Origin of the sequence: Achromobacter ruhlandii (genome assembly GCF_002082135.1) — a bacterium.
GTDB classification, from domain to species: Bacteria; Pseudomonadota; Gammaproteobacteria; order Burkholderiales; family Burkholderiaceae_B; genus Achromobacter; species Achromobacter ruhlandii.
In genome coordinates this window covers 3560080-3575011 of record NZ_CP017433.1, presented here as the reverse complement: position 1 = coordinate 3575011, position 14932 = coordinate 3560080, and the positions used below count along the sequence as shown (strand labels likewise).

16 protein-coding genes and 2 pseudogenes are annotated in these 14932 nt (G+C 67.4%); 5 read left to right on the top strand and 13 right to left on the bottom strand.

The annotated features are described in order from the left end of the window. The 5 genes and pseudogenes from AruCF_RS29550 to AruCF_RS16070 form a co-directional block, all read right to left on the bottom strand. Positions 1–401, bottom strand: a pseudogene (locus AruCF_RS29550) (flagellar hook-length control protein FliK); the annotation flags it as partial. Next, positions 398–751: a flagellar protein FliT gene (locus AruCF_RS16085; protein ID WP_049074307.1), complete on the bottom strand. Its 354-nt coding sequence runs from the start codon at positions 749–751 to the stop codon at positions 398–400. The gene AruCF_RS16085 and the pseudogene AruCF_RS29550, both read right to left, overlap by 4 nt. Positions 752–799: 48 nt before the next feature. Continuing rightward, on the bottom strand, positions 800–1228 hold the full coding sequence (gene fliS, locus AruCF_RS16080; protein WP_049074305.1) for a flagellar export chaperone FliS: 429 nt from the start codon (positions 1226–1228) through the stop codon (positions 800–802). A gap of 18 nt (positions 1229–1246) precedes the next feature. Continuing rightward, positions 1247–2635: a flagellar filament capping protein FliD gene (gene fliD, locus AruCF_RS16075; protein WP_049074303.1), complete on the bottom strand. Its 1389-nt coding sequence runs from the start codon at positions 2633–2635 to the stop codon at positions 1247–1249. Positions 2636–2779: 144 nt separating this feature from the next. Beyond that, entirely contained in the window at positions 2780–3157 is a 378-nt protein-coding gene (locus tag AruCF_RS16070) for a flagellar protein FlaG (RefSeq protein ID WP_049074301.1), read from the bottom strand. A gap of 143 nt (positions 3158–3300) precedes the next feature. Here AruCF_RS16070 and AruCF_RS16065 point away from each other — a divergent pair, with 143 nt between their 5' ends. Continuing rightward, positions 3301–4038 carry an IclR family transcriptional regulator gene (locus AruCF_RS16065; protein ID WP_049074299.1) on the top strand — a complete coding sequence of 246 codons (738 nt, stop codon included), beginning with the start codon at positions 3301–3303 and terminating at the stop codon, positions 4036–4038. Between the two features lie 72 nt (positions 4039–4110). Here the strand turns inward: AruCF_RS16065 and AruCF_RS16060 are convergent, their stop codons facing one another. The 4 genes from AruCF_RS16060 to AruCF_RS16045 all read right to left on the bottom strand — a co-directional run bounded on the left by AruCF_RS16060 (position 4111) and on the right by AruCF_RS16045 (position 7972). Next, entirely contained in the window at positions 4111–5277 is a 1167-nt protein-coding gene (locus tag AruCF_RS16060) for an acyl-CoA dehydrogenase family protein (protein ID WP_049074296.1), read from the bottom strand. Next, positions 5277–6503 (bottom strand): CaiB/BaiF CoA transferase family protein, encoded by a 1227-nt coding sequence (locus AruCF_RS16055; RefSeq protein WP_372364165.1) that lies wholly within the window; start codon positions 6501–6503, stop codon positions 5277–5279. The genes AruCF_RS16060 and AruCF_RS16055 overlap by 1 nt, the downstream gene beginning before the upstream one ends. Before the next feature lie 2 nt (positions 6504–6505). Then, entirely contained in the window at positions 6506–7477 is a 972-nt protein-coding gene (locus AruCF_RS16050) for a Bug family tripartite tricarboxylate transporter substrate binding protein (RefSeq protein WP_049074291.1), read from the bottom strand. Positions 7478–7555: 78 nt separating this feature from the next. Next, positions 7556–7972, bottom strand: a complete 417-nt coding sequence (locus tag AruCF_RS16045; protein ID WP_049074288.1) for a cupin domain-containing protein — start codon at positions 7970–7972, stop codon at positions 7556–7558. Positions 7973–8135: 163 nt separating this feature from the next. Here AruCF_RS16045 and folC point away from each other — a divergent pair, with 163 nt between their 5' ends. The 4 genes from folC to purF all read left to right on the top strand — a co-directional run bounded on the left by folC (position 8136) and on the right by purF (position 12422). Beyond that, on the top strand, positions 8136–9446 hold the full coding sequence (gene folC / locus AruCF_RS16040) for a bifunctional tetrahydrofolate synthase/dihydrofolate synthase (RefSeq protein WP_049074285.1): 1311 nt from the start codon (positions 8136–8138) through the stop codon (positions 9444–9446). Between the two features lie 97 nt (positions 9447–9543). Continuing rightward, the gene (locus AruCF_RS16035) at positions 9544–10383 is read left to right on the top strand and encodes an SPOR domain-containing protein (protein WP_049074282.1); all 840 of its coding nucleotides are present in this window, start codon (positions 9544–9546) and stop codon (positions 10381–10383) included. After that, positions 10383–10871, top strand: a complete 489-nt coding sequence (locus AruCF_RS16030; protein WP_025138852.1) for a CvpA family protein — start codon at positions 10383–10385, stop codon at positions 10869–10871. The genes AruCF_RS16035 and AruCF_RS16030 overlap by 1 nt, the downstream gene beginning before the upstream one ends. Positions 10872–10901: 30 nt before the next feature. Further along, positions 10902–12422: an amidophosphoribosyltransferase gene (gene purF / locus AruCF_RS16025; protein ID WP_006385207.1), complete on the top strand. Its 1521-nt coding sequence runs from the start codon at positions 10902–10904 to the stop codon at positions 12420–12422. Positions 12423–12497: 75 nt separating this feature from the next. Here purF and AruCF_RS16020 read toward each other — a convergent pair whose 3' ends face one another. From AruCF_RS16020 to AruCF_RS16005, 4 genes and pseudogenes are all read right to left on the bottom strand, one after another. Then, positions 12498–12998, bottom strand: coding sequence for a M48 metallopeptidase family protein (locus AruCF_RS16020; protein ID WP_049074280.1), 501 nt, complete (start codon positions 12996–12998; stop codon positions 12498–12500). 4 nt (positions 12999–13002) lie between these two features. Beyond that, the gene (locus AruCF_RS16015) at positions 13003–13617 is read right to left on the bottom strand and encodes a nucleotidyltransferase family protein (protein ID WP_235432667.1); all 615 of its coding nucleotides are present in this window, start codon (positions 13615–13617) and stop codon (positions 13003–13005) included. Beyond that, the gene (locus AruCF_RS16010) at positions 13604–14086 is read right to left on the bottom strand and encodes a disulfide bond formation protein B (RefSeq protein WP_049074279.1); all 483 of its coding nucleotides are present in this window, start codon (positions 14084–14086) and stop codon (positions 13604–13606) included. Before AruCF_RS16010 ends, AruCF_RS16015 begins: the two co-directional genes overlap by 14 nt. A 68-nt stretch (positions 14087–14154) precedes the next feature. Next, positions 14155–14869 (bottom strand): annotated as a pseudogene (locus tag AruCF_RS16005) (MarC family protein). Positions 14870–14932 lie beyond the last annotated feature (63 nt).

Here is a 14932-nt window from a genome sequence, read left to right as displayed (position 1 = left end):
CACAGCGGCGCGCGGCCCTGCACCGCCGGGGCGGTTTCAGGATACTGGGCCAGCAGGGCCAGGATGGCGCGGGCGGTGGTGCCCAGCGTGGTGGGGGCCGAGGCGGTGGTGTCGCTGCTGGTGACCAGGCCGCGCGCGGCCAGCGCCAGCGCGGCGGCGGTCTTGGCATCGATAACGGTGGCCGGGCGATCGCCGCGGGCGCCGCCCGTCTGTATACCTTGGCGGGGATCGCGGTTGGAGCCGTCGGCCGAGCCGGGCTTGTCCAGGTTGCCGGGCTGGCTGACCGCATCCGGCCGCGCGCCCGACACCTGGTTGGCGCTGGCGGCGGACATCGTCGTGCCAAGCACGGCATCCAACCGCTGCACCAGGACGTTGCCGAGTGCCGCGGGACCCACGCTCATGCTTCAGGCGCCTGGTAGCCGTAGGCCGAGAGCAGGGTCTGCTGGCGCTTCATGCGCCCCAGCAGCTCGCCCAGCCGGGCCAGTTGCGGCAACGCCAGATCGCGCGTCATCGCGTCGTTCTCCAGGATGCGCACCAGCAGGTCGTATTTCATGGCGCGGCCGGCCTCGTCCAGCGGCGCCGTCGGCTCGGCGATGCGCAGGCGTTCCACCAGTTCGCAGTACTGCTGGCCATGCGCCATCGCCGTATCCCAGTCACCGGCCTGCGCGGCCGTCAGCATTTCGCCCGTGATGAGGGCTATCTCCTGGTAGTGTTCCAGAATAGGGGAGGTGTACTGGGTAAGGGACGTCATGGAAATCTCGGGCGTTCGATGGCGGGCTGGATTTGTGTTTCTGGGCCATCAGGGCTGCGTTACACCAGCCGGTCGGTCGATGGAAGTCTGCCAAGCCTCGGCCAGATCCGCCAACAGGCGGTCGGCGATGTCGAGTTGCTCGGGATCTGCTTTCAGATTTGCCGTCAGCAGGGTGCGGACGATGTAATCGTAGAGCCGGGCGAGGTTGGCGGCGATGTCGCCGCCGGCCTCCATGTTCAACCCGGTCTTCAAGCCTTCATCGACGATCTTGATCGCTTTCGAGATGGCCGCGCCGCGTTCGGCGACCCGGCCGTCCTGCAGGTGGATGCGCGCTTGCCCGATCGCCGCCCGCGCACCCAGGTACAGCAGGGTGATCAGCCGCTCGGGCGTCGCGCTCAAAACCTGGGTTTCCAGGCCGATATCGGCGTAGGAGCGGACGGATTGGGACCCTGTGGGGCGGCGGGCGGCGTAAGTCATTGATGCATCTTCTACAGGTTATTTGCTCGATTTGTTCATCGCCGCAAATTGTTGGGTCAGGTAGTTGCCCGTGACAGCCAGTTGGGAAACGTATTTGTCCAGCGCCACGAAGCGCGTGCGCATTTGGTCCATTTCGGCATCGCTGGCGGCCTTGGCCCGCTTTTGCTGGGCGTCGAGGTCGCTCATGGATTTGGCGAGGCCATCGGTCCGCGTCTTGAGTGAGCCGGTGCTACCCAGGACGTCCTTGAAGGCGGCTTCGAAGTTCTTGGCCAGGCCGCTGCTCCCGGTTAGCAGCTTGGTGACGTCACCGGGGTTCTCGGTCAGGGCCTTGTCGAGCTTGGTCTGGTCGAGCTTGAGCTGGCGCGTCTGCGGATCGGTGGTGATGCCCAGGTCGGCCAGCGAACGGACGGTGCCTTCGCCAAGCACGGCCTGCAGCGCATTGGTCACCGACGACTGGATCGAACGCGTGGTGCCGTCGCCGGTCAGCGGCTGGTTGGTGGCCGCCTTGGCGTCGAAGGCCGTCAGGTTCTTGATGGTCGTTTGCAACGCGTTGTAGGTCTTGACGAAGTCCTGGACGGCCTTGCTGGCGACCGAGGTGTCGGCTTCCAGTTTGAGCGTGATCGGCTTGCCGGCCTCGGTCTTCTCGGTCAGGTTCAGCGTGACGCCGTCGATGGCCTTGGAGACGTTATTCGAACCGCTCTTGACCGTGATGCCGTTGATAACCACTTCGGCGTCTTCGGCCTTGTTATTGGCCATGCCGCTGGTGGTGCCGTCGGCGGCGGTGCTGAAGGTCAGGATGTCCTTGAGCGATTGGTCTCCGGTGACGGTGATGTTCTTCACCGAGGCCTGGACGCCGGTATCCTTGGCGGTCAGCATCAGGTAGTTGTTGCCATTGCCGTCATTGATGACCGTGGCGCGCAGGCCGGACTTGTCGTCGGCGTTGATGGCCTTGACGATGCCGTTGAGGGAGGTGTCGCCCTTCAGATCGATGGTGCGTTTGGTGCCGTCGGCCAGTTCGACCTCGAATGAGCCCGTGTCGCCGTTCTTGGCGGTGCGATCGGCCACGGCACCCGATTGCAGGCTCTGGGCGCGGGCCAGGTTGTTCACATAGATGGTGTACTGGCCCGCGACGGCGCCCTCGGCGGCCACGCTGGCCGTCAAGGCGGTGCCGCCGGTGACGCTGCCTTTGATGGCGGCCATCGTCTCGGTCTTGCCCAGCACGCCGGCCGACTTCTGCAGCGCTTCCAGCGCGCTTTGGAGCTGCGCGTAGGCATCGATGCGGGTCTGGTAGCTTTGGGCGCGGGTGGTGTAGATCGAGAGCTTCTTGTCCTCGGCGTCCTGCAATTTTTTCAGTGTTTCTTCCAGGGGCAAGCCGGAAACCGAACCGAGGTTAGTGATAGAGGCCATGTGAAATTCCTTCCTAGCGATGCGATTCTGTCAAAAATAGGGTGCCGGCGATTGACCGGGTAAGGGCATAAGGCGGGCCTAATTCAATGCTTCCGGCATCGATTGGCGCCAAAACAGGCACGGCGGAAAATATCCGGTGCCATATCAAGCCGTGGTTTTGATGCCGTTTCCTTGCATGTTGACGATCATTTTGGCGATCTTCAGTACGGCTTCACTCGGGATGGTGCGGATGACGTCCCCGGATTTCGCGTCCACCACCGACACCACTACCTGGTGCACGTCGGGATCGACCTCAAACTGCAATTGGGTGGACCAGGCCTTCATCTGTTCGTTGATCTCGTCGAGCGCCTTTTCCAGCGGCAGCTTCTGGGAGGTCGACTGCTCCGATGTGGCGGTGTCGGCGCCACCGCTCTGGCTGCCGGCGGCCGGCGGCGCGACGGTCACCGACGGATCGGCGGTGACCGGCACGGGCGCCGCCGGCGCGGGCGCGAACGTAGCGGGGGCTAAGGGGGTTACGGCCATGATCACTCCAACGGCGATGAGGGCGTCTCGGAGGAACGCGCTGTTTTCAGGGAATTCTCAGCTACGATTACGGCAGTCCCGCAGGGAACTTTAGGGCCCGGCGCGGACGGTTGTTTCATGTGCTAACAAGTTGGGAACGGGCAATGAGTGTCAAGACGGCGCTGCGAGTCATCGAAATCATCGAAACCTATGCCCGGGAGAAGCGCGCACTGCCCCTGTCTGAACTGGCCCGGCTGCTGGACGTGCCGGTGTCGAGCTGCCTGGCGCTGATCCGAACCCTGACCGGCCTGGGCTATCTCTATGAAACCGGCCGCCGCCAGGGCTATTACCCGACGGGCCGCCTGCTGGCGATGGCGCAGCGCATCGCCCGCGCCGACCCGGTGCTGGACCGGGTCTACCCGAGCCTGATCGAACTGCGCGATGCCACCCGCGAAACCGTTGTATTCGCCAAGCTGACGCAGGATGGCCGGGTGGTCTATCTGGACGTGCTGGATTCGCCCCATACGATCCGATACGCGCCGGTTGCCGGCGAGTTCAAGGACGTACACGCCAATTCGCTGGGAAAAGCGCTCATGTCGCTGATGGACGAGCCGGCCCGCGACGCGCTCCTGGCCGCCACGCCGTTGACGCGCTACAACGACCGCACGCTGGTCACGCGCGAGGCGGTATTGCAGGATATCGACCGGTCGCGCCAGCGCGGCTGGTTCATGAACAGCGGCGAGTCGATTCCCGACGTGGGTGCCATCGCCTGGCCGGTGACGCTGTCAGGCGAGCATTACGCCATCTCGGTGGGCGGACCGATCTACCGGATCGAGCCGTGCCAGGAAGAGTACGCCCGCATCCTGCGGGCGGCCTGCACGGGGCTGGAACAGCAGTCCTGAGGTGGTCCCGGGCCGCCCCGGCAAGGCGTCGCCCGTGCGGAAGGCGCGCCGGCCGCGCGCTGGGCAGGCGCCTCAATAGGACTTCGGCAGGCCCAGCACCTTTTCCGCGATGAAGCACATGATCAGCTGCGGGCTGACCGGCGCGATGCGCGGGATGAAGCTCTCGCGCAGCAGCCGTTCCACGTGGTATTCCTTGGCGTAGCCCATCCCGCCCAGCGTCATCACCGCCGTCTGGCAGGCGTTGTAGCCGGCCTCGGCCGCCAGGTACTTGGCGGCGTTGGCGGCCGGGCCGCAGGGCTGGCCGGCGTCATACAGGCTGGCGGCCTTGAACACCATCAGGTCGGCCGCCTCCAGTTGCATCCAGGCCTGCGCCAGCGGGTGCTGGATGCCCTGGTTCTGGCCGATGGGCCGGCCGAACACCTTGCGCTCGCCGGCATAGCGCACCGCCCGCTCCAGGGCGGCGCGGCCGATGCCCACCGCCTCGGCGGCGATCAGGATGCGTTCCGGGTTCAGGCCATGCAGGATGTATTCGAAGCCGCGGCCTTCCTCGCCGATGCGGTCGGCGACCGGAATCCGCAGGCCGTCGATGAACAGCATGTTCGAATCCACCGCCTTGCGGCCCATCTTCTCGATCTCGCGTACCTCGACCTTGGCGCGGTCCAGGTCGGTGTAGAACAGCGACAGGCCCTGGGTCGGCTTGGCCACGTCCGCCAGCGGCGTGGTGCGGGCCAGCAGCAGCATCTTGTCGGCCACCTGGGCGGTCGAGATCCAGATCTTGCGGCCATGCACCACGTATTCGTCGCCCTCGCGCACGGCGCGGGTGCCAAGCTTGGTGGTGTCCAGGCCGGCGTCGGGCTCGGTCACCGCGAAGCAGGCCTTCTCGCGGCCCGAAATCAGGGGCGGCAGCCAGCGGGCGCGCTGCGCGTCGTTGCCGAACACCACCACCGGGTTCAGACCGAAGATGTTCATGTGCACGGCCGAGGCCCCGGTGAAGCCGGCCCCCGAGGCGGCGATGGTCTGCATCATCAGGGCGGCCTCGGTCATGCCCAGGCCGGCGCCGCCATGCTCTTGCGGCATGGCGATGCCGAGCCAGCCGTCGCGCGCCAGGTCCGCGTGCAGGGGCTCGGGGAAACCGCCTTCGCGGTCGCGTTCCAGCCAGTACTCGTCCGGATAGCGTTCGCAGATGCGCGACACGGCATCGCGCAAGGCCAGTTGGTCGGGGGTGAATTCGAAGTCCATCAGTGGGTTCCGTCCAGGGTGATGCGATGGGTGAAGAGGGCGTCGATGGCCGTGTCGTCGTAACCGGCCTCGGCCAGCACTTCGCGGCTGTGCTGGCCCAGTGTCGGCGCCGGGCGGCGAATAGCGGTCGGCGTGCCCTGGTAGCGGCCGAGCGGGGCGGGGGTGCGCAGGCGGCCTTCGGTGGGATGGTCGTGGCGCTGCACGAAACCGGTGGCCGCCAGGTGTTCGTCCTCCAGCAGATCGTCCACCGTATAGAGCTGCGAGGCCGGGATGTCGGCGTCCGCCAGCGTCCGCAGCCAGTCCTGGCTGGAGCGGGTGCGGATCACGTCGGCGACGAAGGCGTAGACCTCGTCGATGTGCGCGGCGCGCGCGCCGTGGGTGTGAAAGCGCGGATCCTGGCCCAGTTCGGGTTGGCCGATCAGGGCGAAGAAATTGCGCCAGTGCTTGTCGTTGTAGATCAGCAGGCAGATGTAGCCGTCGGCCGTGGCGTACGGGCGGCGGTGCGGCGCCAGCAGCCGCGCGTAGCCGGTGGGGCCGAGCGGTGGCTCGAAGGTCGCCCCGCCCAGGTGGTCGCCCAGTACCAGGTGGGCCATGCCTTCGAACATGGGAATCTCCACCTGCTGTCCCTGGCCGCTGGCCCGGGCATGCAGCACCGCGGACACCAGCGCGATGCCGACGTGCAGGCCGACCGCCCGGTCGGCCAGCGTCAGCGGCGCGTAGCGCGGCACGTCACCGCTCTGGCGCGCCGCCAGCGCCGCGATGCCGGTCTGGCCCTGGATCAGGTCGTCATAGGCGGGACGGCCGGCGTAGGGGCCGGCCTCGCCGAAGCCGTACGCGCCCAGGTAGACGATGCGCGGATTGCGCGCGGCCACCGCCTCGTACGACAGGCCCAGCCGGGCCATGGCCTGGGGGCGGATGTTGTAGAGCAGGGCGTCGCAGTTCTCGGCCAGGCGCAGGCAGGCCTCGCGGCCCTCGGGGGTTTTCAGGTCCAGCACCACGGAGCGCTTGTTGCGGTTCAGGTGCAGGTACAGGTGCCCCATGCCCGGATTGCGCATGGGGCCGACCGCGCGCATGTTGTCGCCCGCCGGCGATTCGACCTTGATGACGTCGGCGCCGAGGTCGGCCAGCACCTGGGTGGCATAGGGGCCCATCACGACCGAGCTGAGGTCGAGGATGCGCACGCCGGCAAGGGGGCCGGCGGCCTGCGGGGCGGCTGCGTGGGGCATCGTCATTGCTGCTCGATCCCCGCGTCGCGGATCAGCTTGCCCCACAGGTCGCGCTGTTCGCCGACGAACTGGCCGAAGGCCTCCGGCGAGCTGGAGAAAGCGTCAAAGCCCAGGCCCGCCAGGCGCTTGCGCACGTCGGGCTTGGCCACCACCTGCTTGATGGCGTCGTTGAGCTTGGCCACCACCTCGGGCGGCAGGCCGGCCGGGCCGAAATAGCCGTTCCAGGAGTTCAGGTCGAAGTCCGGCACGCCCGACTCGGCCATGGACGGCAGGTCCGGCACGATGGCGCTGCGCTCGGCCGTGGACACGGCCAGCGCCCGCAACTGGCCGGACTGCACGAACGGCAGGCCTGACGCCAGGTCGGTGAACATGAAGTCGACCTGGCCGCCGACCACGTCGGTCAGCCCCTGGGGCGTGCCTTTGTAGGGCACGTGCAGGATGTCGATCTTGGCGCGGTTGGCCAGCGTGGCGCCCGCCACGATGCCGGTGCTGTTGCCGCTGGCGTAGGTGATGCGGTCTGGATGCTGGCGCGCGTCGGCCACCAGGTCGGCCACGCGCTTCCAGGGCCGCTTGGGATTGACCACCAGGATGAAGGGCAGGTTGCCGCCACGCGCGATGGGGGTGAAGTCCTTGACCGGATCGTAGGGAACGTTCTTCATCAGCCAGGGGGCTGCCGAATGCGAGGTGTTGGTGGTGACGAACAGCGTGTAGCCGTCAGGTTTGGCGCGCGCGACGTAGCTGGCGGCGATGGTGGCGTTGGCGCCGGGCTTGTTCTCCACCACGATCTGCTGGCCAAGGATGGTCGACAACTCGGCGCCGAAGATGCGGCCGACCGCGTCGGTGCCAGAGCCGGCAGGGAATGGCACGATCAGCGTGATGGGTTTGTTCGGATAGTCCGCGGCGTGGGCCGCGGGCAGGGCCAGCAGGCTGGCGCCACCGATCAGGGCGGCTCCCAACAGGCGTGGAAGTTGCATGGTTTGTCTCTCCAGATGGTGGGAAACCGGGCGCGGCTTCTGCGGCCGCTGTCCGGGGATGCCGGGGACCCCGGCGCCTCAGGCGCCGGCGGTGGGCGCGGGGAAATCGCGGATGACGCGGTCGGGGGATTCCTCGTAGGGCGGCGTGTAGATCACCAGCAGCCGGGCAGGCTCGTCGCTGGTCACGGTGAATACGTGCGGAATGTCGGGCGGGAAGTAGCAGCAGTCACCGGGTCCCATGTCGGCCCATTCGTCCTGGACCTGGGCGCGGGCGGTGCCGGACAGCAGGTAACAGACCTGTTCGATGCCGGGATGGGCATGCGGCAGCGCGCCTTTGCCTTTTTCGATCACCCCCAGCAGCACCTCCACGCCGCGCGCGCCCACGGTGTCGGGGCCGATCAGGCGGCGGTTCAGGGTGCCGGTGTGGTTGGCCGGGTGATAGCCGGGCACGTCGGCTTCGCGGATCAGCCAGGCCGGGGTTTTCTGCTGCGTCATGTCACCTTCCTTTTGAATTCTCATATGTGAATTTATTTTTACGTATGAGAAAAACATCGGCAAGCGGTTTTTCCCGAGAACCCGTGCCGCGCCCTGGGGGATTAGGGAAAACACCGGGCGCGCGCTGCTAAAATCCGCGGTTGTTCACCTTTTCGATGCCGTCATGCCTTCTGCCCTCCCGCCCGCCGCCGGTGCTTCCCTGTCCGTCTGGCTGCAGTACCTGGAATCCATCCACGCCACCGCGATCGACATGGGCCTGGAGCGCGTGCGGGAAGTGGCGGCGCGCATGAACCTGGAACTGTCCGGCGTGAAGTTCGTGGTCGGCGGCACCAACGGCAAGGGCTCGACCTGCGCCATGCTCGAAGCCATCCTGCTGGCGGCGGGCTACAAGGTCGGCCTCTACACCTCGCCGCATCTCATCGATTTCAACGAGCGCGCCCGCGTCAACGGCCAGATCGCCTCGGACGAGGCCCTGATCGAGCAGTTCGCCGCCGTCGAGGCCGCGCGCGGCGAGGTATCCCTGACGTACTTCGAATTCACCACGCTGGCGATCCTGCGCCTGTTCTCGCAATCGCGGCTGGACGCGGTGGTGCTGGAAGTGGGCCTGGGGGGGCGCCTGGACGCCGTCAACATCGTCGACGCCGACTGTGCCATCGTCACCAGCGTGGACCTGGACCACATCGAATACCTGGGCGACACGCGCGACAAGATTGGCTTCGAGAAAGCCCACATCTATCGCGCCGGCCGGCCGGCCATCTGTGCCGACCCGGTGCCGCCGCAGTCGCTGCTCGATTACGTCGCGCAGATCGGCGCCGACCTGTGGCTGTTCAGCCGCGACTACAACTATTCCGGCGACCGTCAGCAGTGGGCCTATGGCGGGCGCGAGCAGCGCCGCAGCGCGCTGGCGTATCCGGCGCTGCGCGGCGCCAACCAGCTGCTGAACGCCTCGGCCGCGCTGGCCGCGCTGGAATCGGTGCGCGACCGCCTGCCGGTGCCCCAGCAGGCCGTGCGCCAGGGATTGCTGCAGGCCTCGCTGCCTGGCCGCTTCCAGATCCTGCCGGGCCAGCCGACCGTGATCCTGGATGTGGCCCACAATCCGCACGCCGCCGCGGTGCTGGCCCAGAACCTGGACAACATGGGTTTCCATCCGTACACCTACGCGGTGTTCGGCATGCTCAACGACAAGGACTTGGCCGGCGTGCTGGCCAAGCTCGGCACCCGCATCGACCACTGGTTCTGCGCCGGCCTGCCCGGGCCGCGCGGTGGCACCGGCGAGCGCCTGGCCGAGCAGGTGGCCGCCGGGTTGCCGGCGGCGCCGGCCGGGGCCGAGGCGCCGGGTGTGTCAGCCTACGCGGATCCGGCCCAGGCCTTCGCCGCGGCGCGCGAACGGGCGGGCGAGAATGATAGAATCGTGGTGTTCGGATCATTTCTCACCGTGGCCTCGGTTTTGCAGTCTCTGGGTCGCAAGGCGTAGGTAAAGCGGCATAGGCAAAACCGGGTGCAGCGTCGTGGCGGTTTGCCGCCATACCCGCAAATCCGCCGCCGCGAGGCGCCGCAAGGAATTCTCTCCCATGGGTTTTTTCAAACGCAAAGATCCTGCCGACCAGGCGCAGCCCTCCAAGCGAGCGGCGGTGCCCAGCGAGGTCCAGGCGGCGGAGTTGCGCGGGCGCGCCCGGCGCCGGCTGGCCGGCGCCATTGCGCTGGTGCTGGCTGCTGTCATCATCCTGCCCATGGTCCTGGACTCCCAGCCGACGCCCGTCGCCGATAACATCCCCATCAAGGTGCCGGAACGCAACACGCCGTTCCAGCCGCAGGTGAGCGAACCACAGGCCACCGCGCCGGCCACGCCGACGCCGGGCGCCGCGCCCGCCGATCCGTCGGCCGTGCAGACGCCGCCGCCGCTCACCTCGGCCCAGCCGCAGGCCACCACGCCGCCCGCCACCACACCGCCCGCCGCGACGCCGCCCATGGCCACGCCGCCGCAGGTAGCCGCCACCACGCCGCCGCGCGCGCAGCCGGCCACGCCGCCCAAGCCGGAATCCAAGCCCGAGCCCAAGCCGGCCACGCCCAAGCCCGAAACCCGTTCCGATGACGGCGCCCGCGCCCTGGCATTGCTCGAAGGCCGCGCGGCGCCCGCCGCGGCCGCCACGCCAGCGGCCAAGCCGCCGGCCGCCAAGGGCAATTTCGTGTTGCAGATCGCGGCCTACACCACGTCCGAGGACGCCCAGTCGCGGCGCGCCAAGCTGCATCAGGCCGGGGTGACCAACGCATTCGTCGAGCAGGCTTCCATCGGAGGCAAGCAGCAGTACCGTTTGCGGGTGGGGCCGTTCCCCTCGCGCGAGGCGGCGCAGGCGGCCCAGGCGCGGTTGCGCACCCTGGGCTATGACAACGGTTTCATTGCCGCCCAGTAGTGACCGGCTTCGACTTCGTCGTGCTGGCCATCCTGGCGGTATCGGGTGTGCTGGGCCTGGTGCGCGGCCTGCTCAAGGAAGTGCTGTCGCTGGTCGCGTATCTGCTGGCCTTCGTGGCCGCGATCTGGTGGGGGCCCACGGTCTATACCTGGCTGGAGCCCTATATCGAAACAACGCTGCTGCGCATGGGTGTCTCGTACGCGGTGGTTTTCATTATCGTGCTGCTCGGCGTGGGGTTGGTCAACATGACGCTTGCCGCCTTGATCCGCAGCACCGGGCTGGGCCCGGCCGATCACGGCCTGGGCGGCATGTTCGGACTGGCCCGGGGGCTGCTCATCGTGCTGGCGCTGGTCGCCGCCGCCGGCTATACGCCGTTGCCGCAGGAGCCGTGGTGGCAGGACGCCATGTTTTCGCATTCGGCCATCGAGGCCATCAAACATATCAAGACGTGGCTGCCGCCGTCCCTGGCGACATGGCTGCCGTATTGATTAGCTTCACATCAACCAGGAAATCTCACCATGTGTGGAATCGTAGGGGTCATCGGGCGCGGGCCGGTCAACCAGCTGCTCTATGACAGCTTGCTGCTGTTGCAGCATCGCGGGCAGGATGCCGCGGGCATCGCGACGTCGCAAGGCAACCAGTTCAATATGTACAAGGCGCACGGCCTGGTGCGCGACGTATTCCGCACGCGCAACATGCGTGCCCTGCCGGGCACCTCGGGCGTGGGCCAGGTGCGTTATCCCACCGCCGGCTCCAGCGCCAGCGAGGAAGAGGCCCAGCCGTTCTACGTCAACGCGCCGTTCGGCATCATGTTCGCCCACAACGGCAACCTGACCAACTGGCGCGAGCTGCGTGAATCGCTCTACCGCGTCGACCGCCGCCATATCAACACCAATTCCGACTCGGAAGTGCTGCTGAACGTGCTGGCCCACGAGCTGCAATCGGCCGCCAGCGGCGTGTCGCTCGATGACGACGCCATGTTCCGCGCCGTTGCCGCCGTGCACAAGCGCGTGCGCGGCGCCTACGCCGTGGTGGCGCAGATTTCCGGTTACGGCCTGCTGGCGTTCCGCGATCCCAACGGCATCCGTCCGCTGTGCATCGGCCGCCAGGAGACCGACGAAGGCGTCGAGTGGATGGTGGCTTCGGAATCCGTGGCGCTGGAAGGCAGCGGTTTCGCCTTCGTGCGCGACGTCGAGCCCGGCGAAGCGGTGTTCGTCGACCTGGATGGCCGTTTCGTCAGCCGCCAGTGCGCCGACAATCCGCAGCTGGTGCCCTGCATCTTCGAATACGTCTACTTCGCCCGCCCGGATTCGCTGATCGACGGCGTGTCGGTGTACGACGCCCGCCTGCGCATGGGTGAATACCTGGCCGACAAGGTCGCGCGCAACATGCGGCTGGGCGACATCGACGTGGTCATGCCGATCCCCGATTCCTCGCGCCCGGCCGCCATGCAGCTGGCCGCCCGCCTGAACCTGGACTACCGCGAAGGCCTGATCAAGAACCGCTACGTCGGCCGCACCTTCATCATGCCCGGCCAGGCCGTGCGCCGTAAATCGGTGCGCCAGAAGCTCAATGCCATCGGCATGGAATTCAAGGGCAAGAACGTGCTGCTGGTGGACGACTCCATCGTGCGCGGCACCACCAGCCGCGAGATCGTCGACATGGCGCGCGCCGCCGGCGCCAACAAGGTGTACTTCGCCTCGGCCGCGCCTCCGGTGCGCTTCCCCAACGTCTACGGCATCGACATGCCGACGCAGAGCGAACTGATCGCCACCGGCCGCAGCGACGAGGAAATCGCCCGCGCGATCGGCGCCGACAGCCTGGTCTACCAGGACCTGCACGACATGCAGCAGGCGGTGCGCGACCTGAACCCGAAGCTGTCGCGCTTCGAAGCGTCGTGCTTCGATGGCGAGTACATTACCGGCGACATCACCGCGGAATACCTGGCTCGCCTGGGCCAGTCGCGCGCGGAGTCGGGCGATGGCGAAGGCGCCAGCGGCCTGCAGTTCAACATGGGCTATGCCGCCAACGACGCCTGAGGTCGGCGCCCCATGCAAAAGCCGCTCCCTGGGGAGCGGCTTTTTTTTGTCCGTCGGCTCGCGCGGGCGGAGGCCTCACCACAGGCTCTCGCCGCTGGCTTCCAGATGGGTCAGGTACAGCCGCAGGTCGAATTCATACTGGTGATATTGCGGCTCCATTAGTCGGCACAGGTTGTAGAAGGCCTTGTTGTGGTCTTTTTCCTTCAGGTGCGCCAGTTCGTGCACCGTGATCATCTTCAGGAATTCCTCCGGCACCGTCTTGAACAGCGTGGCCACGCGGATCTCGTGCTTGGCCTTGAGCTTGCCGCCCTGCACCCGCGAGATGAACGTGTGCTGGCCCAGCGCGTGCTGGATCGCGTGGATCTTGCTGTCGAAGGCGATCTTGCTGAGCGGCGCGCCGTTGCGGATGTAGGTGTTCTTCAGGTCCACCACGTAGTCGTACAGCGCCTTGTCGGTGCGCACGGCATGCGCGCCGGCGGGATAACGGGCTCGCAGCGCCGGTCCCAGCTTGCCCTGGTCGAGCAGCGCGCGGGCCTGCGCCAGCAGGGGTTCCGGATAACCGGTAAGGTATTTCATGGCGTCAGGAAAGCGGGGAGGGCAGCACCCGCAGGCGCGGCCATTTGTCGGTGTAGCGCTTGGCCAGCAGCCGTTGCGCGTAGAGCTCGGGATCGCGCAGTCCGGGGCTGGGCCGCAGCACCAGGTTGAACAGGTCGTCCAGACCGTGCGGCGCCAGGATGCGCAGGCGGTCGTCGGCGTCGAGCGACACGCCGATACAGGTGGCGGTCTCGGGCCAGGTGGCGATGCCGGCCGCCAGCGACGCCAGCGGGGGTGGCGCCATGCCGCCGTCGCGGCGCCACAGGTGGACCCGCGCCTGGTTCACCACCTCCCAGGGCGCATCCGGCGCGGCGCCGCGCAGGCGGTGCGCGATAGCGGCCTCTCGCTCCGCCGTCAGATCGGCGGCGTCGAAATAGACAAAGTCCACATCCGCGGGCGCATGACTGTCCGGCGGCAGGTCGTGCAGATGGTTCCAGACCAGCGTGCGGACCACGCCCGCGCCCAGGCACCAGTCGGCCAGGCCGCAATCGCGCGCGGCGCGCAACCACCGCATCAGCGGTGCGTGATCGCGGATCAGGGCGCGCAGGCGTTCGGCGTGGGGCGCTTCCAATGGCGAGGCGTGCGGCTCAGGCGCGGCCACGGCCGAACGCCGCGGCCAACGCCATGACCAGCAGGATCACGAACAGCGCCAGGCTCCACAGCGCATACTCGATGCCCAGCACTGGCACCACCGCGTCCATGCAGGTGGCATAGATGCCGAACAGCCAGGGCACGCCGCCATCCAGGCCGATGCCGGTCATGAAGCGGTCGGCGAAGGTCTGGTCGCAGGACAGCATCTTGGCGGCCACGGTGTACTGGTACCAGGCGGCGGCGATGCCGCTGATCGACAGCAGGGCGGCCAGGGACGCGCAGATGCGCGTCAGCGCGCGGCCGCCGCCGAAACCGCCGACCAGGGCGATGACGCCGATCACCAGGTAGATCAGGCGCTGCAGCACGCACCAGGCGCAGGGCGGCATGTCGAAGGCATACTGGGAGACCAGGGCGATGCCGACGGCGCCAAAGCAGAAGAGGGCGATCAGTCGGAGCAGGCGTTCTGAACGAGAAGTCATGGTTGTTGCAAGGTAAGGGGTTCGCGGGGGCGGAGCCCCCGGTGGATGGCCGGTCCGGCCGCCAGGCGTTAGGCCCTGGGAACCGGAATTGGTTGCATGACCTGCTGCAAGACGCCGAGCAGCAGTTCGCGCGAGCCTTCCCAGAAGATCTGCACGCCCAGGCACAGCATGATGAAGGCCGACATGCGCATGAACACGGCGGTGCCATTATCGCCCAGCCGATGCAGCATCTGCGCGGCAAAGCGCAGGCAGACATACAAAGTCAGCGAAACCACCACGATGCCCGGGATCGAGCCGCCCAGGCGCAGCAGGCTCAGCACGTGGTTCTGGTCGCGCAGCGACACGCCCACGGTGATGGCCGCGGCGATCGAGCCGGGGCCGCAACTGATGGGGAAGGTCAGCGGGTAGAAGGCGCGCGCCTTGGCCATTTCCGGGGTGAAGGATTCGGCCATGCGGGCCACGCGCTCGGTGTCGGCATCGGGGGAATTGACCAGGCGCCACGCGCTGGCGATCACCAGCATGCCGCCGCCCACCCGCACGATCGACAGCGAGATGCCGAAGAAGCTCAGCAGCACGTTGCCCGCCACCATGGCCACGATCAGCATCAGGCCGACGTTGACGGCCACGCGCTTGGCCAGCACCGTGCGGGTTGCCGACGAGGCGCCTTCGGTGAGCGACAGGAAGATGGGGGGCGATGGCCGGTGGGTTCAGGAACGGCAGCAACGTGGCCAGCGCGAAGAAGAAGCTGGTCCCCAGCACCCGCAGATATTCGTTTAGCTCCATCGCACGGTATCGCCAAGCCGAAAACCGGATTGTATGCGGTCGGCGACGGTCTGGCGATGGCGC

Excerpts from the sequence above, each read along its gene's own strand:
- AruCF_RS16085 (WP_049074307.1), bottom strand. The coding sequence starts at position 751 with ATGACGTCCCTTACCCAGTACACCTCCCCTATTCTGGAACACTACCAG.
- fliS (WP_049074305.1), bottom strand. The coding sequence starts at position 1,228 with ATGACTTACGCCGCCCGCCGCCCCACAGGGTCCCAATCCGTCCGCTCC.
- fliD (WP_049074303.1), bottom strand. The coding sequence starts at position 2,635 with ATGGCCTCTATCACTAACCTCGGTTCGGTTTCCGGCTTGCCCCTGGAA.
- AruCF_RS16070 (WP_049074301.1), bottom strand. The coding sequence starts at position 3,157 with ATGGCCGTAACCCCCTTAGCCCCCGCTACGTTCGCGCCCGCGCCGGCG.
- AruCF_RS16065 (WP_049074299.1), top strand. The coding sequence starts at position 3,301 with ATGAGTGTCAAGACGGCGCTGCGAGTCATCGAAATCATCGAAACCTAT.
- AruCF_RS16060 (WP_049074296.1), bottom strand. The coding sequence starts at position 5,277 with ATGGACTTCGAATTCACCCCCGACCAACTGGCCTTGCGCGATGCCGTG.
- AruCF_RS16055 (WP_372364165.1), bottom strand. The coding sequence starts at position 6,503 with ATGCCCCACGCAGCCGCCCCGCAGGCCGCCGGCCCCCTTGCCGGCGTG.
- AruCF_RS16050 (WP_049074291.1), bottom strand. The coding sequence starts at position 7,477 with ATGCAACTTCCACGCCTGTTGGGAGCCGCCCTGATCGGTGGCGCCAGC.
- AruCF_RS16045 (WP_049074288.1), bottom strand. The coding sequence starts at position 7,972 with ATGACGCAGCAGAAAACCCCGGCCTGGCTGATCCGCGAAGCCGACGTG.
- folC (WP_049074285.1), top strand. The coding sequence starts at position 8,136 with ATGCCTTCTGCCCTCCCGCCCGCCGCCGGTGCTTCCCTGTCCGTCTGG.
- AruCF_RS16035 (WP_049074282.1), top strand. The coding sequence starts at position 9,544 with ATGGGTTTTTTCAAACGCAAAGATCCTGCCGACCAGGCGCAGCCCTCC.
- purF (WP_006385207.1), top strand. The coding sequence starts at position 10,902 with ATGTGTGGAATCGTAGGGGTCATCGGGCGCGGGCCGGTCAACCAGCTG.
- AruCF_RS16020 (WP_049074280.1), bottom strand. The coding sequence starts at position 12,998 with ATGAAATACCTTACCGGTTATCCGGAACCCCTGCTGGCGCAGGCCCGC.
- AruCF_RS16010 (WP_049074279.1), bottom strand. The coding sequence starts at position 14,086 with ATGACTTCTCGTTCAGAACGCCTGCTCCGACTGATCGCCCTCTTCTGC.